Genomic DNA, 15949 nt, shown 5'->3' with positions numbered 1-15949 from the left:
TTAAGGGACAAGCTGTGCCGAGACCTGCTTGTTGAAGGTCGAGAAGAACTCGCCGGCGAGCTTCTTTGCCGTTGAATCGATCAGGCGGCTGCCGAGCTGGGCGATCTTGCCGCCGACATCAGCCTTCACTGTATAGTTGAGGATCGTCGCGTCCAGCCCGTCGGCCGCAAGAGAGACATCGGCGCCGCCCTTGGCGAAGCCGACCATGCCGCCTTTTCCCTCGCCGCTGATCGTGTAGGAATTGGGCGGGTCGAGATTGCTGAGCTGCACTGCGCCTTCGAAGCGGGCCTTCACCGGACCGACCTTCAACGCGACCGTCGCGGTCATTTCGGTGTCCGAGAGCTTTTCGAGCTTCTCGCAGCCGGGAATGCACTGGCGCAGGATATCTGGATCGTTCAGTGCCTTCCATACGGCATCCACTGGAGCTTCGATCCGCTCGCTACCGTTCATGTCCATGATGTCTTCCTTCCTAGGGGCTCTTGCCTGATTATTTCTGGTGGGCGGCTTCGCCGCGTTGGCCGCGCCGGCGCAACTGCACGATCTCTGCAATGATCGAGAGCGCGATTTCCTCCGGCGTGATCGCTCCGAGGTCGATACCGGCCGGCCCCTTCACCCGGTCGAAGTCTTCCGCGGCGATACCGGCAGTGAGGAACTTCTCGCGCAGCGCCGCCATCTTGCGATAGCTGCCGACAAAGCCCCGATAGTCCGCACGGATCGAAAGCGCCGACTTGAGAGCGGCCTCGTCGCCCCGGCCCTGGGTAGCGACGACGACGAAGCGATAGGCTTTGGCTGTCTCGCCGGTCGGAAAGCCGTCCAGAACGGCGTCTGCCACCGGCGGTTCGGCAAAATCCTTCGCGGGCGCTGCGATCGTCACATGGAAGCCCATCTGCGGCGCCTGCTCCGCGAGCGCGACCGCCACAGGACTTGCGCCGAGGACAAGGATAGTCGGGCGCGGCAGTACCGGCTCGACGAAGATATCCATGGTGCCCTGGCTCGGGCACATGTTGCGCACGAAACGCACGCCGTCGCGGCTCTCGCCGGTCTTGACGCCGAGATTGGTGAGCAGGTCTTCCGGCTGCACGGAAACGAGCCGGGAGGCTCCGTCGGCAAGCGCCTCCTGCGCGGCGCGCAGCACCGCGCCCCGGGCGCAGCCGCCGCCGATCCAGCCGGCGATCATCGTTCCGTCGGGTTTGATCACCGCCTTGGCGCCGGCCTTTGCGGCGGTCACCGAGACGGTGCGCACCACGGTCGCAAGCACGAAGGCCTCCTCGGAGGACTTCAGTTGGGAAACAAGTTCAAGGACGTCGACATGGGCGTTCATCGCCACCTCCGTCACAGCTTTGCAAGATAGGGTTCGAGTGCGGCCAGGCTTTGCAGCGTATTGGCCGGCGCATGCAGATCGACATAGGGAAGGGCGGCCTTGATGCCGCGCGCCTCAGGCGCGTATCCGTCCCAGCCGGCCATCGGGTTCAGCCAGACGATACGGCGGCAGCGCCGCCTCAGCGCCGCCATCTCGACACCAAGCTGTTCGGCATCGCCGGTCTCGTAACCATCCGAAACGATCATGACGCAGGTACGCGAATGGATGGTCCGCGCCGCGTACGAGCGGTTGAAAGTGGCAAGGCATTCGCCGATCCGCGTGCCGCCGCCGACGCCCTGCGCCATCATAGACAGCCTGTCGAGCGCACGCGCCGGATCGCGTTCCTTCATTGCATCGGAGACATGGGCAAGCCGCGTGTGGAAGAGAAAGGCTTCCGCCTCGCGGAACTCGTCGAGCACGCCATGGATGAAACGCAGGAAGACGCCCGTATAGAGGCTCATCGAGCCCGACGCATCGAGCAGCATCACGAGGCGAAGGGGCTTTTCCTTGCGCTGGCGGTGATAGAGGCTGACCGGCGCGCCGCCATGGCTGATATTGCCATGGATCGTCCGCCGCAGGTCAAGTCGCTCGCCATGGCGGCGGATGCGGTCGCGGCGCGTCATGCGCGTGCGCATCACGGCAGCGAGCCGCGCGGCAAGCTCATGCGCCTTCTGAATCTCGTCTGGGTTGCTGAGCTTGCGGAAGTCCGTCTCCGCGAGGCTTTCCGCCCGCGATGCTCCTTCCATCCGCCCTTCGGCACCGCTTTCACTGCCGGCTTCATCAGAGGACGGGACCTGGTCCGTCACATCGTTTCGATCTGCGGTCTTCGGCTGCTCGGAAAGCGATTTCAGCGCGGGATTGCTTGAAGATGCGGACGAACCTGAGATCACTGACCGCGAGCGCACCCGCTTGCCGAGCCAGAAGGCATCGAACAGACCGTCGAATTTCTGCCAGTCCTCCTTGCGCGCGGAGAAGAGATGCTTGAAGGCAGAACGCAGCAGCGCCGGTCTTTCCGCATAGCCCGCCGCCATCAGCGCGGCGGCGTCCTGACCCTCGGGCAGGCCGACGGCAAAGGCGTTGTCGCGCAGCGTCTTCAGGAAAGCCGACAGCTTCCGCGCGACGGCCTCGGAGAGCGCATCAAGCTCGTCAGGTGTCATGGGGGCGGTGCAGCAGCTCATGCGACCCTCCCAAGCAGGCGTTCGGTTACCTCGCGGGTAAAGCGGGACTTGTCTTCCCGCGTCTTCAGGAGGCACATCAGGGTGGCGTGGATAGCCTCCGGATTGTCATGCATGTCCGAAATGTCGAGGCCGACGAGGGCGGCCGCCCAATCGAGCGTCTCGGCGACGCCCGGCACCTTGCGCAGGTCTTCCTTGCGGATGCTCTCGACCATGCGGGCAATCTGCAGCGCGAGCGAGGTTCCGGCGCCGTTGATGCGCGCCATGATGATGCGTGCCTCCCGGTCGACGTCCGGATAGTCCACATAGTGGTAGAGGCAGCGCCGGCGCAGCGCATCGGAAAGCTCGCGCGTGCCGTTTGAGGTCAGCACCACATGCGGGATCGTCGTCGCCGCAACGGTTCCGAACTCGGGGATCGAAACCTGGAAATCGGAAAGCAATTCCAGCAGGAAGGCTTCGAATTCCTCGTCTGCCCGGTCGATCTCGTCGATCAGCAGCACCGGCGGCTTCTTCCGGCGGATCGCGGCAAGAAGCGGGCGCTCCAGCAGGTATTTCTCCGAGAAGATCTGTTCCTCGACGGCCGCTGCATCACGACCTTGATGCGCCTGGATTGCCAGAAGCTGGCGTTGGTAGTTCCACTCGTAGAGAGCGGCCGATTGATCCAGTCCTTCGTAGCACTGCAGGCGGATGAGCTCGGTCTCATGAACGTCGGCGAGCGCCTTTGCGACCGCCGTCTTGCCGACGCCCGCCTCGCCTTCGAGCAGGAGGGGTCTCTTGAGGAGCTGCATCAGGGAAATGGCGGTCGCGAGTTCGCCCTCGGCGATATAGCCCGCGCGCGCCAGCCCCTCGGCGATCTTGTTATGTGAGAGCATAGCCGGGTTCTTCGCCCCCTCCCCACGCTGGGAGAGAGGGCTTTCACGGTCAGGCTCGGGAGGGAGCTTCGGCATAGTGTCTGCCTCGCTCAGGCGACTGCGCCCAGCTTCTTGGCCGCCTGCCAGTTCCGCCAGAAATCATGCGGCATCTGGATATGGGTCGAGCCGAGGAAGGAGAACGCGTCGTTGACGGCATTGGAGAAGCATGGAACCCCGCCGACATTCGGGCTTTCGCCGACGCCCTTCGCCCCGATCGGATGATGCGGCGAGGGCGTGACGGTGAAGTCCGTCTCCCAATGCGGTGTCTCGACGGCCGTCGGCATGAAGAAATCCATGAACGAGCCGGTCACCACGTTGCCGTTCTCGTCGTAGCGGATCTCCTGGCCCATCGCGATCGCGAAGGCTTCCGTCAGGCCGCCATGCACCTGGCCCTCGATGATCATCGGGTTGATTCGGGTGCCGCAATCGTCGAGCGCGTAAAAGCGCCGTACCTTGTAGACTCCCGTGTCGACGTCGATGTCCATGACGCAGATATAGGCGCCGAAGGGATAGGTCATGTTCGGCGGGTCATAGTAGCTGACCGCCTCGAGGCCCGGCTCCATGCCTGGAGGCACGGAATTATAGGCAGCCCAGCAGATGTCCTTCATCGACTTGAAGCGTTCGGGCAGGCCCTTGACGCGGAAGCCGTCGATGTCCCATTCGAGGTCGTCCTCGTGGACTTCGAGCAGATAGGCCGCGATCATCTGCGCCTTTGCCTTGATCTTGCGCGCCGCCATGGCGATCGCCGCGCCCGCGACCGGCGTCGAGCGCGAGCCGTAGGTGCCGAGCCCGTAGGGCGCGGTGTCGGTGTTGCCTTCCTCGACCATGATGTCATCGGCGGGAATGCCGATCTCGGTGGCGATGATCTGCGCCCAAGTCGTCTCATGACCCTGGCCCTGGCTCTTCGTGCCCACGCGGGCGATGCCCGCGCCGGTCGGATGCAGGCGGATCTCGCAACTATCGAACATCGCAATGCCGAGGATGTCGCAGTTCTTGGAGGGGCCGGCACCGACAATCTCGGTGAAGAAGGAGACGCCGACACCCATGATCTCGCGGGTTTCGCCGCGCCTGAAGGCCTCACGCTTTGCCGCCTGCTCCTTGCGCAGTTCGGTGTAGTCGACCGTCTTCAGCGCCTTCCTCATGGCGGTATGATAGTCGCCGGAGTCATATTCCCAGCCGAGCGCGGAGTTATAGGGAAACTGCTCCGGCCTGATGAAGTTCCTGAGCCTGAGTTCCGCCGGATCCATGCCGAGCTTCTGGGCAAGAATGTCCATCGCCCGCTCGATGCAGTAGGCAGCCTCCGTGACGCGGAAAGAGCAGCGATAGGCCACTCCCCCCGGCGCCTTGTTGGTATAGACCCCGTCGACCGCCAGATGCGCGACCGGGAAATCGTAGGAGCCGGTGACGATGTTGAAGAAGCCGGCCGGCCATTTGGACGGATCGGCGCAGGCATCGAAGGCGCCATGATCGGCGAGCACATGCACGCGAAGGCCCGTGACCTTGCCTTCCTTCGTCGCGGCGATCTCCGTCGTCATGTGATAGTCGCGGGCAAAGGAGGTGCTGGTCAGGTTCTCGATCCTGTCCTCGACCCATTTCACCGGCTTGCCGGTGACGATCGAGGCGACCGCCGAGCAGATGTAGCCCGGATAGGCGCCGACCTTGTTGCCGAAGCCGCCGCCGATATCCGGCGAGATCACATGGATCTTGTGCTCAGGAATCTTGGCGATCAGCGCCACCACCGTGCGGATGACGTGCGGCGCCTGGAAGGTCCCCCAGATGGTCAGCTCGCCCTTGATCTTGTCGAAGGAGCAGACGCACTGGCAGGTTTCGAGCGGCGAGGGGTGGGTGCGGTGATAGGAGATCATCTCCTTGATCGTTACCTCCGCCTTACGGAAGGCGGCATCCGTCAGGTCCTTGTCGCCGACCGTCCATTCGAAGATGTGGTTGTGGTGCTTGCGCGGCCCGTGGGCGCCGGTCGTCTTGCCTTCAAGATCTTCCCGAAGCACCGGCGCGTCGGCATCCATCGCCTTGAACGGATCGACCAGGACGGGGAGCGCCTCGTAGTCGACCTCGACCGCGTTGATGCCGTCATCGGCGGCGTAGCGATCTGTCGCGACCACAAAGGCCACTTCCTGGTTCTGGAACAGCACCTTGCCGTCGGCGAGCACCATCTGCACGTCGCCGGCGAGCGTCGGCATCCAAGCGAGGTTGACCGTCTTCAGCGTCTCGGCGGTGATGACCGCCAACACGCCCGGCACTTTCAGCGCCTTCTCGGTGTTGATCGACTTGATGCGCGCATGCGGATGCGGCGAGCGCACGAAATCACCGTGGAGCATGCCGGGCAGCTTCACGTCGTCGACGTAGTTGCCCTTGCCTTGCGTAAAGCGGATGTCTTCGACGCGCTTGCGCTTGCAGCCCATGCCTTCGAGGCGAGCCTCGCGTTGTTCCCGCGTGGGAGTCATGTCGTTCATTCTGCGGCCTCCTCGAACTCGATGCCGTTCATCTTGGCGGCGGCATACTGGATTGCCCTGACGATGTTCTGGTAGCCGGTGCAGCGACAGAGATTACCGGCAATGCCGAAACGGATCTCCTCCTCGGTCGGGGTCGGATTCTCCTGAAGCAGCCGGTGGGCACGGGTGATCATGCCCGGCGTGCAGAAGCCGCATTGCAGGCCGTGCATCATACGGAAGCCTTCCTGCAGGGCGGCAAGCGTGCCGTCGGCATTGGCTATGCCCTCGATCGTGGTGATCTCGGAACCGTCGGCCTGGACCGCGAACATGGTGCAGCTCTTTACCGACATGCCGTCGATATCGACAGTGCAGGCGCCGCAATGGGTCGTCTCGCAGCCGATATGCGTGCCCGTGAGGGAGAGATTTTCGCGGATGAAATGGACAAGCAGCGTGCGCGGCTCGACGAGGCCTTCGACCTCCGTCCCGTTCACCGTCATCTTTACCTGGATCTTTGCCATCTGTGTCTCCTCAGGCAGCGCGAGCGGCGGCGCGCTTCAGCGCCCGCATCACCATGATGCCGCCGACATGCTTGCGATATTCGACGGGTCCGCGGCCATCGGCGGCCGGCGTCATGATGCTGCGCGCCAGATCAGCCGCCTTCGCGAGCGTCGCATCGTCGAGGCTGGTGCCGATCACCGCCTTCGCCGCATCCTCAGCCAGCAGCGGCGTCTCGGAGAGATTGGTAAGCCCGATGGAACAGGTCGCAACCTTGCCGCCGGCCATGGTCAGCATCACCGCGGCTGCCGCAGTGGCATAGTCGCCGATCTTGCGCTTGAGCTTTTCATAGGCATAGCCGTGCCCTGCTGGGGGAACCGGGACGGAGATTTCGGTCAGGAGTTCGCCAGGCTCGAGCGCCGTGAAGTAGGCTCCCTGGTAGAAATCCCTTGCAGCGACGTCTCGTGAACCGTCCGGCCCTTCGAGCCGGTAGCTCGCGTCGAGCGTCAGCATCAGGGCCGGCATGTCGTTGCCCGGATCTCCATTGGCGACATTGCCGCCGATCGTGCCGCGATAGCGCACCTGTGGGTCGGCGATCTGCAGCGCGGTCTCCTTCAGAATGGGAAAGGCCGAAGCGATCTCGGGCGAGGCGAGCAGTTCATGCTGCGTGGTCATAGCGCCGATAATCATCCGGCCACCGTCTCGCCGCACGCCCTTAAGGCTCGCGATCCCGTGCAGATCAACGAGGTGCTCGGGTGTGGCGAGCCTGAGTTTCATCATCGGAATCAGACTGTGCCCGCCTGCAAGCGGCCGCGCATCTTCTCCTAACGAAGACAAGAGTTTGACGGCATCGTCTACCGTTGCCGGGCGATGGTAACTGAATGGGCCGGGTATCATAGGCTTCCTCCTTTCGTCCGTCTGGCTTTCGTCCGTCTGGCGCCGATTGCGGACGTTTCGAGGAGGTTCATCCCGCATTGGAGGACATTCAAGCCGCAGGGTTACGCAGCGTCACGAGGAGCGAAAATTCACACGAAACGCGGTCTCTCGCGCACGAACTGCGTCAGGGATTATGACCCATCTCGCCGTTGCCGGCGGCGGCACCGTTGCGGCGCGTGAGCCCGAGTCGGGATTTCAACTCGGCGATCTTCGCCCTGCTGACGGGGACGAGATGCGGCACCGGCCCGTCGAGTTCGACGACGGCGCCGTCGCCCTCCTTGCGGATGAAGGCGATGTGCAAAAGCGAGACGATGTGGCTGCGGTGGACGCGCATGAAGTTGCCGCCGGATAGCTGGCTTTCCGCCTCGGAGATTGCCCAGGGGCACATGCGCTCGCGCGTGCCGTCGTTGACGAGAGTATAGTGCGCGTCGGCGCGAATGCCGCGAATGTCCGCGACATCGATGAAATGCGTGCCGTCGGCGCTTTCGACCGGGACACGCGAGACGGATGGCCGCGGCGGTTGGCCGATGCCGGCAAGGGGTGCGGTCACGATCACGGGACGACGCACAGTCCAATCCCCCGGGGACTCGTCTTCGCCATTGTCGGCTGCCACAACCATTCTGGGCCTTGCCTCCGGTACGAGGAAAAGCAGGAAGCCGCCCGCGATGAGAAAACAGAGAAGCGCGACGATCAACGACAGCGCCTGGGCGGAGGCGACAAGACCGCCGCCCATCAGGTGGTGGTCCATGCCTCCTGCCAGGGCCGGACCGAAACGCATGCCGTACATCGCGGTATAATGCATGCCGGAGACAGCGATGCCGAAGGCGACCGCGCTCAGCGCCAGCCGGACGCCGCCCTGCCGGGCGAGATAGATGCGCAAGCCTCCGTAGCCGGCGACGACCGCGACGAGGATCGACAGGACGACCATCGAACGCTCGTGGACAATCGTGAAGTTCCCCTGCAGCCCGTGGATGCCGACATAGTGCATGGAGACGATGCCGCCGCCGAGAAAAAGGGCAGCCGCCAGCACCCGCAGGTTCGACGGCTCGCCGATGCTGACGAAGAAGAGCGAGATGCCGACGACGAGAGCGCAGATGAGAAAGGAAACGAAGGTCGGCAGCACGAGATAGACGGCATCGGCGGGAATGGGCGCGGCAAGCATGCCGACGAAATGCATCGTCCATATCCCGATCGCCAGGAAGATCGCCGCACCCGCAAGCAGCAGGCGCCTGCTTGCATTGCTGGTGGCGCGGATGCGCGCTGCAAGTCCGAAACCGGTATAGCCACCCAGAATCGCGACCGCGACCGAGAGCGCGACCAGATAGGGATTGTGCCCTGCAAACATGATGCCTTCGGCCGGCGAACTTCCCCCTGCAGCCGGCCATCTCCTCGGCGAAAGTTTACAGAGACTGTGACACTTGGCAAGCGAGAGCCTGACGGCATGCGAGCGTCACAAGGCAGCAGGCATAGCCGTGACAGGCATCGCCTGAAAACCGCAAGCGCCGCACAGCCTGGAGGCCATGGCAGGAGCTTACTGGATCGTGGGCTCCGGCTGGCGACTGCGGGCAGCGGTCAGTTCGGTCGTCGTGTGGTTCAGGCGGTCTGCCAGGACACGCATGATCTCGACGGCCATCTCCGGGAAATCGCTGAGCAGCTTGAGGAAATGATCCTTGCTGATGCGCAGCACCTCGAGAGACGATGTCGCCCTTACGGTCGCCGTACGCGACACATCACAGAGGATCGCAATCTCACCGACAAGCGCATTCAGCTCGACATCCGCTACCTTGATCTCGCCAGCGGGAGAATCGACGATGATATCTGCAGTGCCTGAGAGAACCACATAAGCCGCGTCGCCGGTATCTCCCTGGTGGAACAGGTCTTGCCCGGCCCTATAGCTGACGCGGTCGGAGGTGAATGCCAGAAGCTTGAGCTTTGCCGGCGCAATGCGGGCGAAAATTGGCACCCGCCTCAACATTTCGACTTCGTCTTTCAGAAGCATGAGCGCTCCATTGTTCATCTCCTCGGCACTCATAGAATATTACGATAACAGTTCCTTGAACATAGCATTTTTCTCCAAGAGTTCCGTGTAGTTTCCGGTCTCGACAAGGCTTCCGCGATCGAAAAGCAGAATGCGGTCGAACAGACCCGAAACAGCTGCGTTCGGCAATACCCATACGATCGAAGGTTCGTGCCCTTCCTTGTGCAGGTTCAACATCACATTCTGGATGATCTGGTCCTGTACGCGCTGGTCGAGCGCGGGCAGCGGCCGGTTGAAGATGAAGTAGTCCGAGCGCTTCAGCAACGCGCGGGCGAGGTTGAGCTTCTGTCGCTGGACGCTGGTGAGCCGCCTTCCGCCAGAACCCACGTCGAAATCAAGGCCTATCGAAAGCACGTCGTCGTAGAGATCCAGCGAGGCGAAGACATCGCGCATGATCGCGCGGATGCGCTCGGATGCATCAGCCTGCTGAACCGAGAGGCGGCCGAAGAGCATGTTATCCATCAGGGTTGCGGACGAGGTGAAGCGTTCGAAATCATAACGCTCGATCACCGCCTTGAGGTCGGCCGGGATGTTCTCGTGGAACTGCTTGCGGGCGCTCACGATCTTCGCCATCAGCTCGTCGGTCAGGAGACCGAAGCGATGCCGCGGCTCGATGTAGGCGAAGCTCAGGCGCGTGATGCTCGCGCGATCCTCGTTGGATACCTCCTCGATACTGCGTCCCTGCAGCTTCTGCAGCAGCGCCTGGTAGTGCGGGATATCCTCTGATGTCATGAACGTCAGCTGCTGGAAGAACGGATGATCCGGCGGCAGGTCGTGGAACAGTTCCACCGTATTTTCCGCAATCTCGAGACCCATCGTATAGAGCATAGCGCTGAGGCCGGTATTGCGGAACAGGCGCTGGAAATAGGGATGCGCCGCAAGCCTTCGGTTATTCATCATCGGACGGCGCATCGTGCCGAATAGCAGGTTCTCGCCAACGGTTGCCTGCGTGTTGTAGGCGTCGAATTCGAAGGGCACGACGAGATCGTCGAGATTTTCGTCGCGCAGCCGCTGCCGCAGCGCCATGCGCAATTCTACGATGCGCTCGGTGAGACTGGCATGCGCCACGGTATCGACGTTCGAGCGCACGGCAAGTTCGAGAATGTCCTGCGAAATGATCACGGCGTCGAGTACGGGGCGGATCGCCTTCAGCAGGTCGTGCGGACCGCTGGCGCCGGCCGAGACGTAGTCGACCCAGTCGCTGTTGACGTCCATCTCCGGATTGCCGGCCCGGCGTGCCTCGTAAATGTCCCAGGGATAGTCGATCAAATGCGGCGCCAAGGGATCGGCCGCCTTGAGCGGCGCGTGCTTGAGACCGTAGAGGAGATTGTCGCGCAGCGTCCCGTGGAAGAAATAGACGTCTGCCGAGGCATAGGAGATGCGCCGGCCCGTGATCGATTCCGGCAGGTCGAGAATATCCTTTCCGTCGATGGTGATGCGACCGCTTTCGGGCCAGACCTGACGGCCGAAGGCCTCGGCAAGCGCTTCGCCGCCGCTGCCGTTACCACCGACGATCGCGACGGTCTCGTTCGGATTGATCTCGACCGACACGTGATCCACTATGCGCGCACCCGTGTCGTCGGCGATGGTCAGGTTCGTGGCGACCAGCGCGTGGCTGAGCGGCCCGACGGTATCCGGCGCGACCTCCTGGATGCGCGCGTCGATCAGCTTTTCAACATTGAACTGCTCAACGACTTGCGCGTATTTCACCTGCACGTCCTGGCGCGCCTGGTCCCAGTCGATGAGCTCCTTCAGCGGCCCGGGAAGGTCCTTGTAGGCGTTGATGACGGCGACCAGCTGCCCAATGTCGAGCCGCCCCTGCAGCGCCAGTGCGCCGCCGATGGCGTAGAACAGGAAGGGCGTGATCTGCGCCAGGAAATTGTTGATGAACTTGACCAGGAACTTCCACTGATAGAGGTCGTAGCGGATCGAGAAAATGCGTCCAAGCCTTGCGGCGATGTCGGCGCGCTCGAGGTTGGAGGTGTCGTGGCTATGGATCGTGCCGATGCCGTCGACGATCTCGCCGACGCGGCCGGAAAGCTCGCGCGCCGTCAACTGCCGCTGCCGGCCGAGTTCCAGGAGCCGCTTGCGCATGCGCGGGATGACGACGGCCTGCACGCCGACGATCCCGGCGGCGATCATGCCCAGCCAGAAGTTCTGGAGAATGATGAAGATGAGGGCTGTCAATGCCTGTCCGCCGAGCAGAGCAGGCTGCACGAAAGCATCGCCGGTAAAGCCGCCGAGCGGTTCCACCTCGTCCTTGATCATCGTCGCGATCTCTGGCGATTTCACCCGCTTGAACTGGGACGGCGGGAAGCGCAGCACCCGGTCGATAAGCTCGAAGCGGATGCGCCGCAGCATGCGCTCGCCGAGCCGGCCCTTGTAGGTGTTGATGTAGAACTTGAAGAGGCCGTTCAGCACGACCAGCAACAGGAAGACGAGGCTAAGCGCGATCAGCATCTGAAAGCGGTTGAGCTGCAGGCCCTGGAATATTTCGACATGGCCGACGATCGGCAGGTCGTAGGCGATGTGCATGAAGGTTTGCGTCGCGCCCGGGCTTTCGAAACCCTCGCCCTGGATCGGACCGTTGACGATCTGCTTGGGTAGATCGAAGGAGAGGAAGTAGGGGATCATCGAGACGAACACGACCAGCAGAATCCAAAGCTGCTGGAGGCGAGTATTCGTCCAAATGTAGCGTGCTAGGCTTTTTTCCATCGTTAACCGTGTATGCCCTGGCTGAACTGGGTCTTGAATCCGCAAGCGGAACAAAACAATGGACAGATGAAGAGGAACGTCATCGCGACCGGCCTGTCAATGCCGGAGAATGAGAAGAAGGGCGCGCGACATTTAGCGGCTTCTATCCGATTCTCGCAAGAAAAGACGTCATATCACAGGATTTTGAAACGCTCGAGACGAAGAAGCCACCCGATTATTGTCGCAGCATTCCGCGTATCAGTTCTGCCGTCTTTCGCGCCCCATCGAGATCGAGCCCCTGGATGCGAGGTTTCGGGTGTGCCAGCGATGCTTGCGCGGCATCGGCAAGCATCACTGAAGTAAGCCCGCTTTCGGGAAGCGCCGTCGCAAGACCGAGGCGCTCGAGCCGGGAGGCACGCACTGCCTGCTCTGTTTCGCCACCGGTCGTGAACGGCACCAGCAGCGAGCGGCAGCCGGCCCGCATCAGGTCGCAGACCGTGTTGTAGCCGGCCTGGGATATGGAGAGCTCGGCGGCGCCGAGCAGCGAAGGAAAATCCTTGCGGAAACGGACCAGCCTGACATTCGCCGGCGCATCCGCCTCCAGCGCCGAAAAATCGCCCTCCGGCAGATTCGGTCCGGAAACGAGGCACCAATTCAGGCTGCCAGGCATGAGGCGAGCCGCATCCAGCGAAGCGCTGATCAATTCGCGCCCGACCGCGCCGCCGCCCGCCGAAACGACGATGTCGAATTTCTCCGCTGCGGGAGGTGGCGGAGGGGCGGCGACGAGACCGGTATAGCTGATCCGGTCGGCAATCTCCGCGGTTGGAGGGAATGTCTCCTCTAGCCTTACGAAAGTCGGGTCGCCATGGACGAGCACGCCGTCGAAATGCGCTTTCAGGAGCGCAACCGTCTCCTCGTCCCGGCCGGGCTTCTTCTGCTGCTGCAGGATGTCGCGCACCGATGTCAGAAGTTTCGGCCGCGGGTCTGCCGCCTCGATCGCGCCGAGCAGCGGCAACAGCTCGAAGCGCATCTGGCGCCTTCCGAAGGGAAAGGCCTCGATGATAACGACGTCGGGCCTAGCTTCCTCGAAAGCCCGCAGCAGAAGATCCCGGCGATTTTCAAGGAACGCCTTGTCGGTCTCTTTTCCGTCGCGGTCGGCAAGACCCTTGAAACCCGCGCTCGCGGCAAGAACGGCCGGCAGCTCCACGGACCTGACGCCTTCACCGGGAAAGCCGGGGACGGGTAGCCCGCCGGTGACGACGGTTACGTCGAAGCCATCGTCCGCCAGCGCGGCGGCAATTCGGCTTGCACGGGCAAGATGGCCGATGCCGAGCAGGTGCTGCACGTAGAAGAAGACGCGGGGTGCGCTCATGCGGATTTCCGCCATTCCTGTTCAAAGAGCCGGGCCAGTTGATGGATGCTGGAATGATGGTCGAAATGCTCGCGCACGCGGATCTCCGCGGCATCGCCGAGGCGACGACGCAGCTCGGGGTCGCGTATCGCCCTTTCGAGCGCCACGGCCAATGACTGAGGATCCTGCGGCGGAACGACGAGGCCGTTTTCGCCGTCGATTAGCAGTTCCGGCACGCCGGAGACATTGGTGGAAATGCAGGGAAGCCTTTGGCTCGAGGCTTCGACGAGCACGTTCGGCAATCCGTCGCGGTCGCCATTCGAGGCCACGCGACAGGCAAGCGCAAAAATATCCGCGCGGCGATAGGCGTCTAGCACGTCTTCCTGCGCCAGGGCGCCCCGCCAGCGAATGCGCTCTTCGAGACCGAGCTTCGCCGCGAGCGGCTTGAGCTTCTTCAGTTCATCGCCGCCGCCGATATGCTCGAAGCGCCAATTCAGCTGTTTCGGCAAGAGTGCGAGCGCGTGCAGGAGCGTGTCGAAGCCCTTCTTCTCCACGGCTCGCCCGACGCTGAGAATGAAGACCGGATGCTCGGGCTGCGAACCGTCGCGGCTCGAGTGCTCTCCGCCGAAATGGCCAAACCGGGCGAGGTCCAGCCCGTGATAGCTCAGGTGAACCCGATCCTTGCGGTCCGTGAGCTCGCGCATATGGTCGAAACCGCTGCGCGTGCAGGTCACCGTCCATCGCGCATCATGCAGCTTTTCCGTCAGCTCCCAATCGGAGGAAGTCCAGATGTCCTTTGCATGGGCGGAGCAGGTCCAGGGAACGTCCGTCATGATGCTCGCATAGGCCGTCACCGAGGCCGGCGTGTGAATGAAGTGCGCATGCAGCCATTCGCCGTGGTCCGGCCACTCATGCGCCAGCACTAGCGCCTGGCCGAGACGACGGAACCGGTTGCGGCTGAGGTCGCGGCGGAGATCGCCCCAGAAGCGCTTCATCAGCGGCTTGAAGCCCGCCTTCCCGCGACCGGCAAGGAAGGCCCGCAAGACCCTGACCGGCTCCTGGTGAAGATATTCCGGCAGGTAGACGACGCGTGCCTTGATCTCGTCATGTACCGGGTGGCGCTTCTTGTCCGTCGGCTTGCGCATCGAGATCAACGTCAGGTCGAAGCCGGCGCGCTCGAGGCCGAGCAATTCCTGGGCGATGAAGGTTTCCGAGAGGCGCGGATAGCCTTTCAGGACGACAAGGATCTTCTTGCGGTCTGACAAGGGTGTGAACCTTTACTCGGCGACGGAAAGCCGGCGCCCGCGATTGTCGAGCCAGTTGCCGACAGTGCGCGAAATATGCGTGAGGCCTTCGAGACGCATGTTTTCCCCGCTCTTGGACGGCGGCGCGCGCTCCGGCAGCCGCTTCAGCGCCTCGGCAAGCCGCAGCGGATCGGCGGATTCTTCGGGCAGGAGCATCTCCACGAGCCCGAGTTCGCTTGCGCGGCGAGCCCGCAAAAGCTGCTCCTCGCGCGGCCTGACGCGCGGCACGATCAGCGCCGGTTTGTCGAAGGAGAGGATCTCGCAATAGGTGTTGTAGCCACCCATGGCGACGACAGCCTTCGAACCGGCGATCAGATCCTCCATGCGGTTGTCGAACTCGATCACTTCGACATAGGGTATGGCTTCGCCCTGCTGCACAAGCCTGGCGCGCTCGGAGCCGGGCATGTAGGGCCCGAGCACGATCAGCGCCTTCTGTCGCAGTGTTGGGTCCGCCTGGTAGGCATTCAGCACGTCGTGAACGAGGTCCGCGCCATCGCCACCGCCGCCCGTGGTAATGAGGATATAGTCCTCATTCGGGACGTGCTCCGACTTGCCACCCTGCAGGGGGACGCTTCGTTGAAGAAATCCAACGAAATCCATCTTCCGACGAACACCGGCAGGAACGTCTAGCCCCACCAGCGGATCGTAGAAGTCCGGCGGCCCGTAGACCCAGATGGAATCATAGAAATGGTCGATCTTCTGGAGCGTGTCGTTCCTCTTCCACTCCGCGTCGAGAAGATGCGGCGCGTCCATGATTTCCCTGAGGCCGAGCACGAGGATCGTGCCGCGCGACTTCAGGTAGGATAGCGTCTCCTCGACTTCGCCCTTGAGCCCCATGGGCTCCTTGTCGACGATGAAGATGTCGGGTTCGAAAGTCTCCGCCGTGTGCCGGATGCTCGACTGACGCATCTTCAGCGTTTCGTGCAGGTCGATATGGCTCGCAAGCGACGTGTATTCGCCGTTGCGGAGCTTTATCACACTCGGGATTTTGACGAAGTCGACGCGGGCGCGGTAGTCGAAGGCGCCGGCGATGGTGGCGCCCGAAATGATCAGGATATTGAGGCCGCGATAGTCCTCGACCAGCGCATGAGCGATCGCGCGGCAACGCCGCAGATGGCCAAGACCGAAAGTGTCGTGGCTGTACATGAGGATTCGAGCATCTTCCAAACGCCTTAACATAGGCAGAACCTCTGGGGGAAATGTCATTTCTGCAACGTCCTCCGTGGGAAAGACTC

General features: G+C 62.7%; 13 protein-coding genes. All 13 read right to left on the bottom strand.

All coding sequences use genetic code 11. From position 1 onward, the window contains the following. The gene (locus EV286_RS24275) at window positions 1-456 is read right to left on the bottom strand and encodes a carbon monoxide dehydrogenase subunit G (RefSeq protein ID WP_132959742.1); all 456 of its coding nucleotides are present in this window, start codon (window positions 454-456) and stop codon (window positions 1-3) included. A 31-nt stretch (window positions 457-487) separates the two neighbouring features. Further along, window positions 488-1321 carry an XdhC/CoxI family protein gene (locus tag EV286_RS24270; RefSeq protein ID WP_132959741.1) on the bottom strand — a complete coding sequence of 278 codons (834 nt, stop codon included), beginning with the start codon at window positions 1319-1321 and terminating at the stop codon, window positions 488-490. Window positions 1322-1332: 11 nt separating this feature from the next. Continuing rightward, window positions 1333-2538 (bottom strand): VWA domain-containing protein, encoded by a 1206-nt coding sequence (locus EV286_RS24265; protein ID WP_132959740.1) that lies wholly within the window; start codon window positions 2536-2538, stop codon window positions 1333-1335. Then, window positions 2535-3407 (bottom strand): MoxR family ATPase, encoded by an 873-nt coding sequence (locus EV286_RS24260; RefSeq protein ID WP_132959858.1) that lies wholly within the window; start codon window positions 3405-3407, stop codon window positions 2535-2537. The genes EV286_RS24265 and EV286_RS24260 overlap by 4 nt, the downstream gene beginning before the upstream one ends. An 89-nt stretch (window positions 3408-3496) precedes the next feature. After that, window positions 3497-5917, bottom strand: coding sequence for an aerobic carbon-monoxide dehydrogenase large subunit (locus tag EV286_RS24255; protein ID WP_132959739.1), 2421 nt, complete (start codon window positions 5915-5917; stop codon window positions 3497-3499). Next, window positions 5914-6414 carry a (2Fe-2S)-binding protein gene (locus EV286_RS24250; protein WP_132959738.1) on the bottom strand — a complete coding sequence of 167 codons (501 nt, stop codon included), beginning with the start codon at window positions 6412-6414 and terminating at the stop codon, window positions 5914-5916. Before EV286_RS24250 ends, EV286_RS24255 begins: the two co-directional genes overlap by 4 nt. A gap of 10 nt (window positions 6415-6424) precedes the next feature. Beyond that, the gene (locus EV286_RS24245; RefSeq protein ID WP_132959737.1) at window positions 6425-7288 is read right to left on the bottom strand and encodes a xanthine dehydrogenase family protein subunit M; all 864 of its coding nucleotides are present in this window, start codon (window positions 7286-7288) and stop codon (window positions 6425-6427) included. A gap of 163 nt (window positions 7289-7451) precedes the next feature. Further along, a complete protein-coding gene (locus tag EV286_RS24240; protein WP_132959736.1) occupies window positions 7452-8672 on the bottom strand; it encodes an MHYT domain-containing protein in 1221 nt (406 codons plus the stop codon). A gap of 186 nt (window positions 8673-8858) precedes the next feature. Further along, on the bottom strand, window positions 8859-9326 hold the full coding sequence (locus tag EV286_RS24235; RefSeq protein WP_132959735.1) for a cyclic nucleotide-binding domain-containing protein: 468 nt from the start codon (window positions 9324-9326) through the stop codon (window positions 8859-8861). A 39-nt stretch (window positions 9327-9365) separates the two neighbouring features. After that, the gene (locus EV286_RS24230) at window positions 9366-12080 is read right to left on the bottom strand and encodes an ABC transporter ATP-binding protein (protein ID WP_132959734.1); all 2715 of its coding nucleotides are present in this window, start codon (window positions 12078-12080) and stop codon (window positions 9366-9368) included. Between the two features lie 214 nt (window positions 12081-12294). Beyond that, window positions 12295-13431: a glycosyltransferase gene (locus EV286_RS24225; protein ID WP_132959733.1), complete on the bottom strand. Its 1137-nt coding sequence runs from the start codon at window positions 13429-13431 to the stop codon at window positions 12295-12297. Further along, entirely contained in the window at window positions 13428-14675 is a 1248-nt protein-coding gene (locus EV286_RS24220; protein ID WP_132959732.1) for a glycosyltransferase family 4 protein, read from the bottom strand. The genes EV286_RS24225 and EV286_RS24220 overlap by 4 nt, the downstream gene beginning before the upstream one ends. A 12-nt stretch (window positions 14676-14687) precedes the next feature. Beyond that, window positions 14688-15893, bottom strand: a complete 1206-nt coding sequence (locus EV286_RS24215) for a glycosyltransferase family protein (protein ID WP_132959731.1) — start codon at window positions 15891-15893, stop codon at window positions 14688-14690. Window positions 15894-15949 lie beyond the last annotated feature (56 nt).

It is taken from the genome of Rhizobium sp. BK251 (assembly GCF_004345245.1).
GTDB lineage: Bacteria > Pseudomonadota > Alphaproteobacteria > Rhizobiales > Rhizobiaceae > Rhizobium.
The sequence above is the reverse complement of the archived record's forward strand: the minus strand, read 5'-3'. Positions and strand labels throughout refer to the sequence as shown.

Coding starts and splice junctions, on each gene's coding strand:
- EV286_RS24275 (WP_132959742.1), bottom strand. CDS start 456: ATGGACATGAACGGTAGCGAGCGGATCGAAGCTCCAGTGGATGCCGTA.
- EV286_RS24270 (WP_132959741.1), bottom strand. CDS start 1,321: ATGAACGCCCATGTCGACGTCCTTGAACTTGTTTCCCAACTGAAGTCC.
- EV286_RS24265 (WP_132959740.1), bottom strand. CDS start 2,538: ATGAGCTGCTGCACCGCCCCCATGACACCTGACGAGCTTGATGCGCTC.
- EV286_RS24260 (WP_132959858.1), bottom strand. CDS start 3,407: ATGCTCTCACATAACAAGATCGCCGAGGGGCTGGCGCGCGCGGGCTAT.
- EV286_RS24255 (WP_132959739.1), bottom strand. CDS start 5,917: ATGAACGACATGACTCCCACGCGGGAACAACGCGAGGCTCGCCTCGAA.
- EV286_RS24250 (WP_132959738.1), bottom strand. CDS start 6,414: ATGGCAAAGATCCAGGTAAAGATGACGGTGAACGGGACGGAGGTCGAA.
- EV286_RS24245 (WP_132959737.1), bottom strand. CDS start 7,288: ATGATACCCGGCCCATTCAGTTACCATCGCCCGGCAACGGTAGACGAT.
- EV286_RS24240 (WP_132959736.1), bottom strand. CDS start 8,672: ATGTTTGCAGGGCACAATCCCTATCTGGTCGCGCTCTCGGTCGCGGTC.
- EV286_RS24235 (WP_132959735.1), bottom strand. CDS start 9,326: ATGCTTCTGAAAGACGAAGTCGAAATGTTGAGGCGGGTGCCAATTTTC.
- EV286_RS24230 (WP_132959734.1), bottom strand. CDS start 12,080: ATGGAAAAAAGCCTAGCACGCTACATTTGGACGAATACTCGCCTCCAG.
- EV286_RS24225 (WP_132959733.1), bottom strand. CDS start 13,431: ATGAGCGCACCCCGCGTCTTCTTCTACGTGCAGCACCTGCTCGGCATC.
- EV286_RS24215 (WP_132959731.1), bottom strand. CDS start 15,893: ATGTTAAGGCGTTTGGAAGATGCTCGAATCCTCATGTACAGCCACGAC.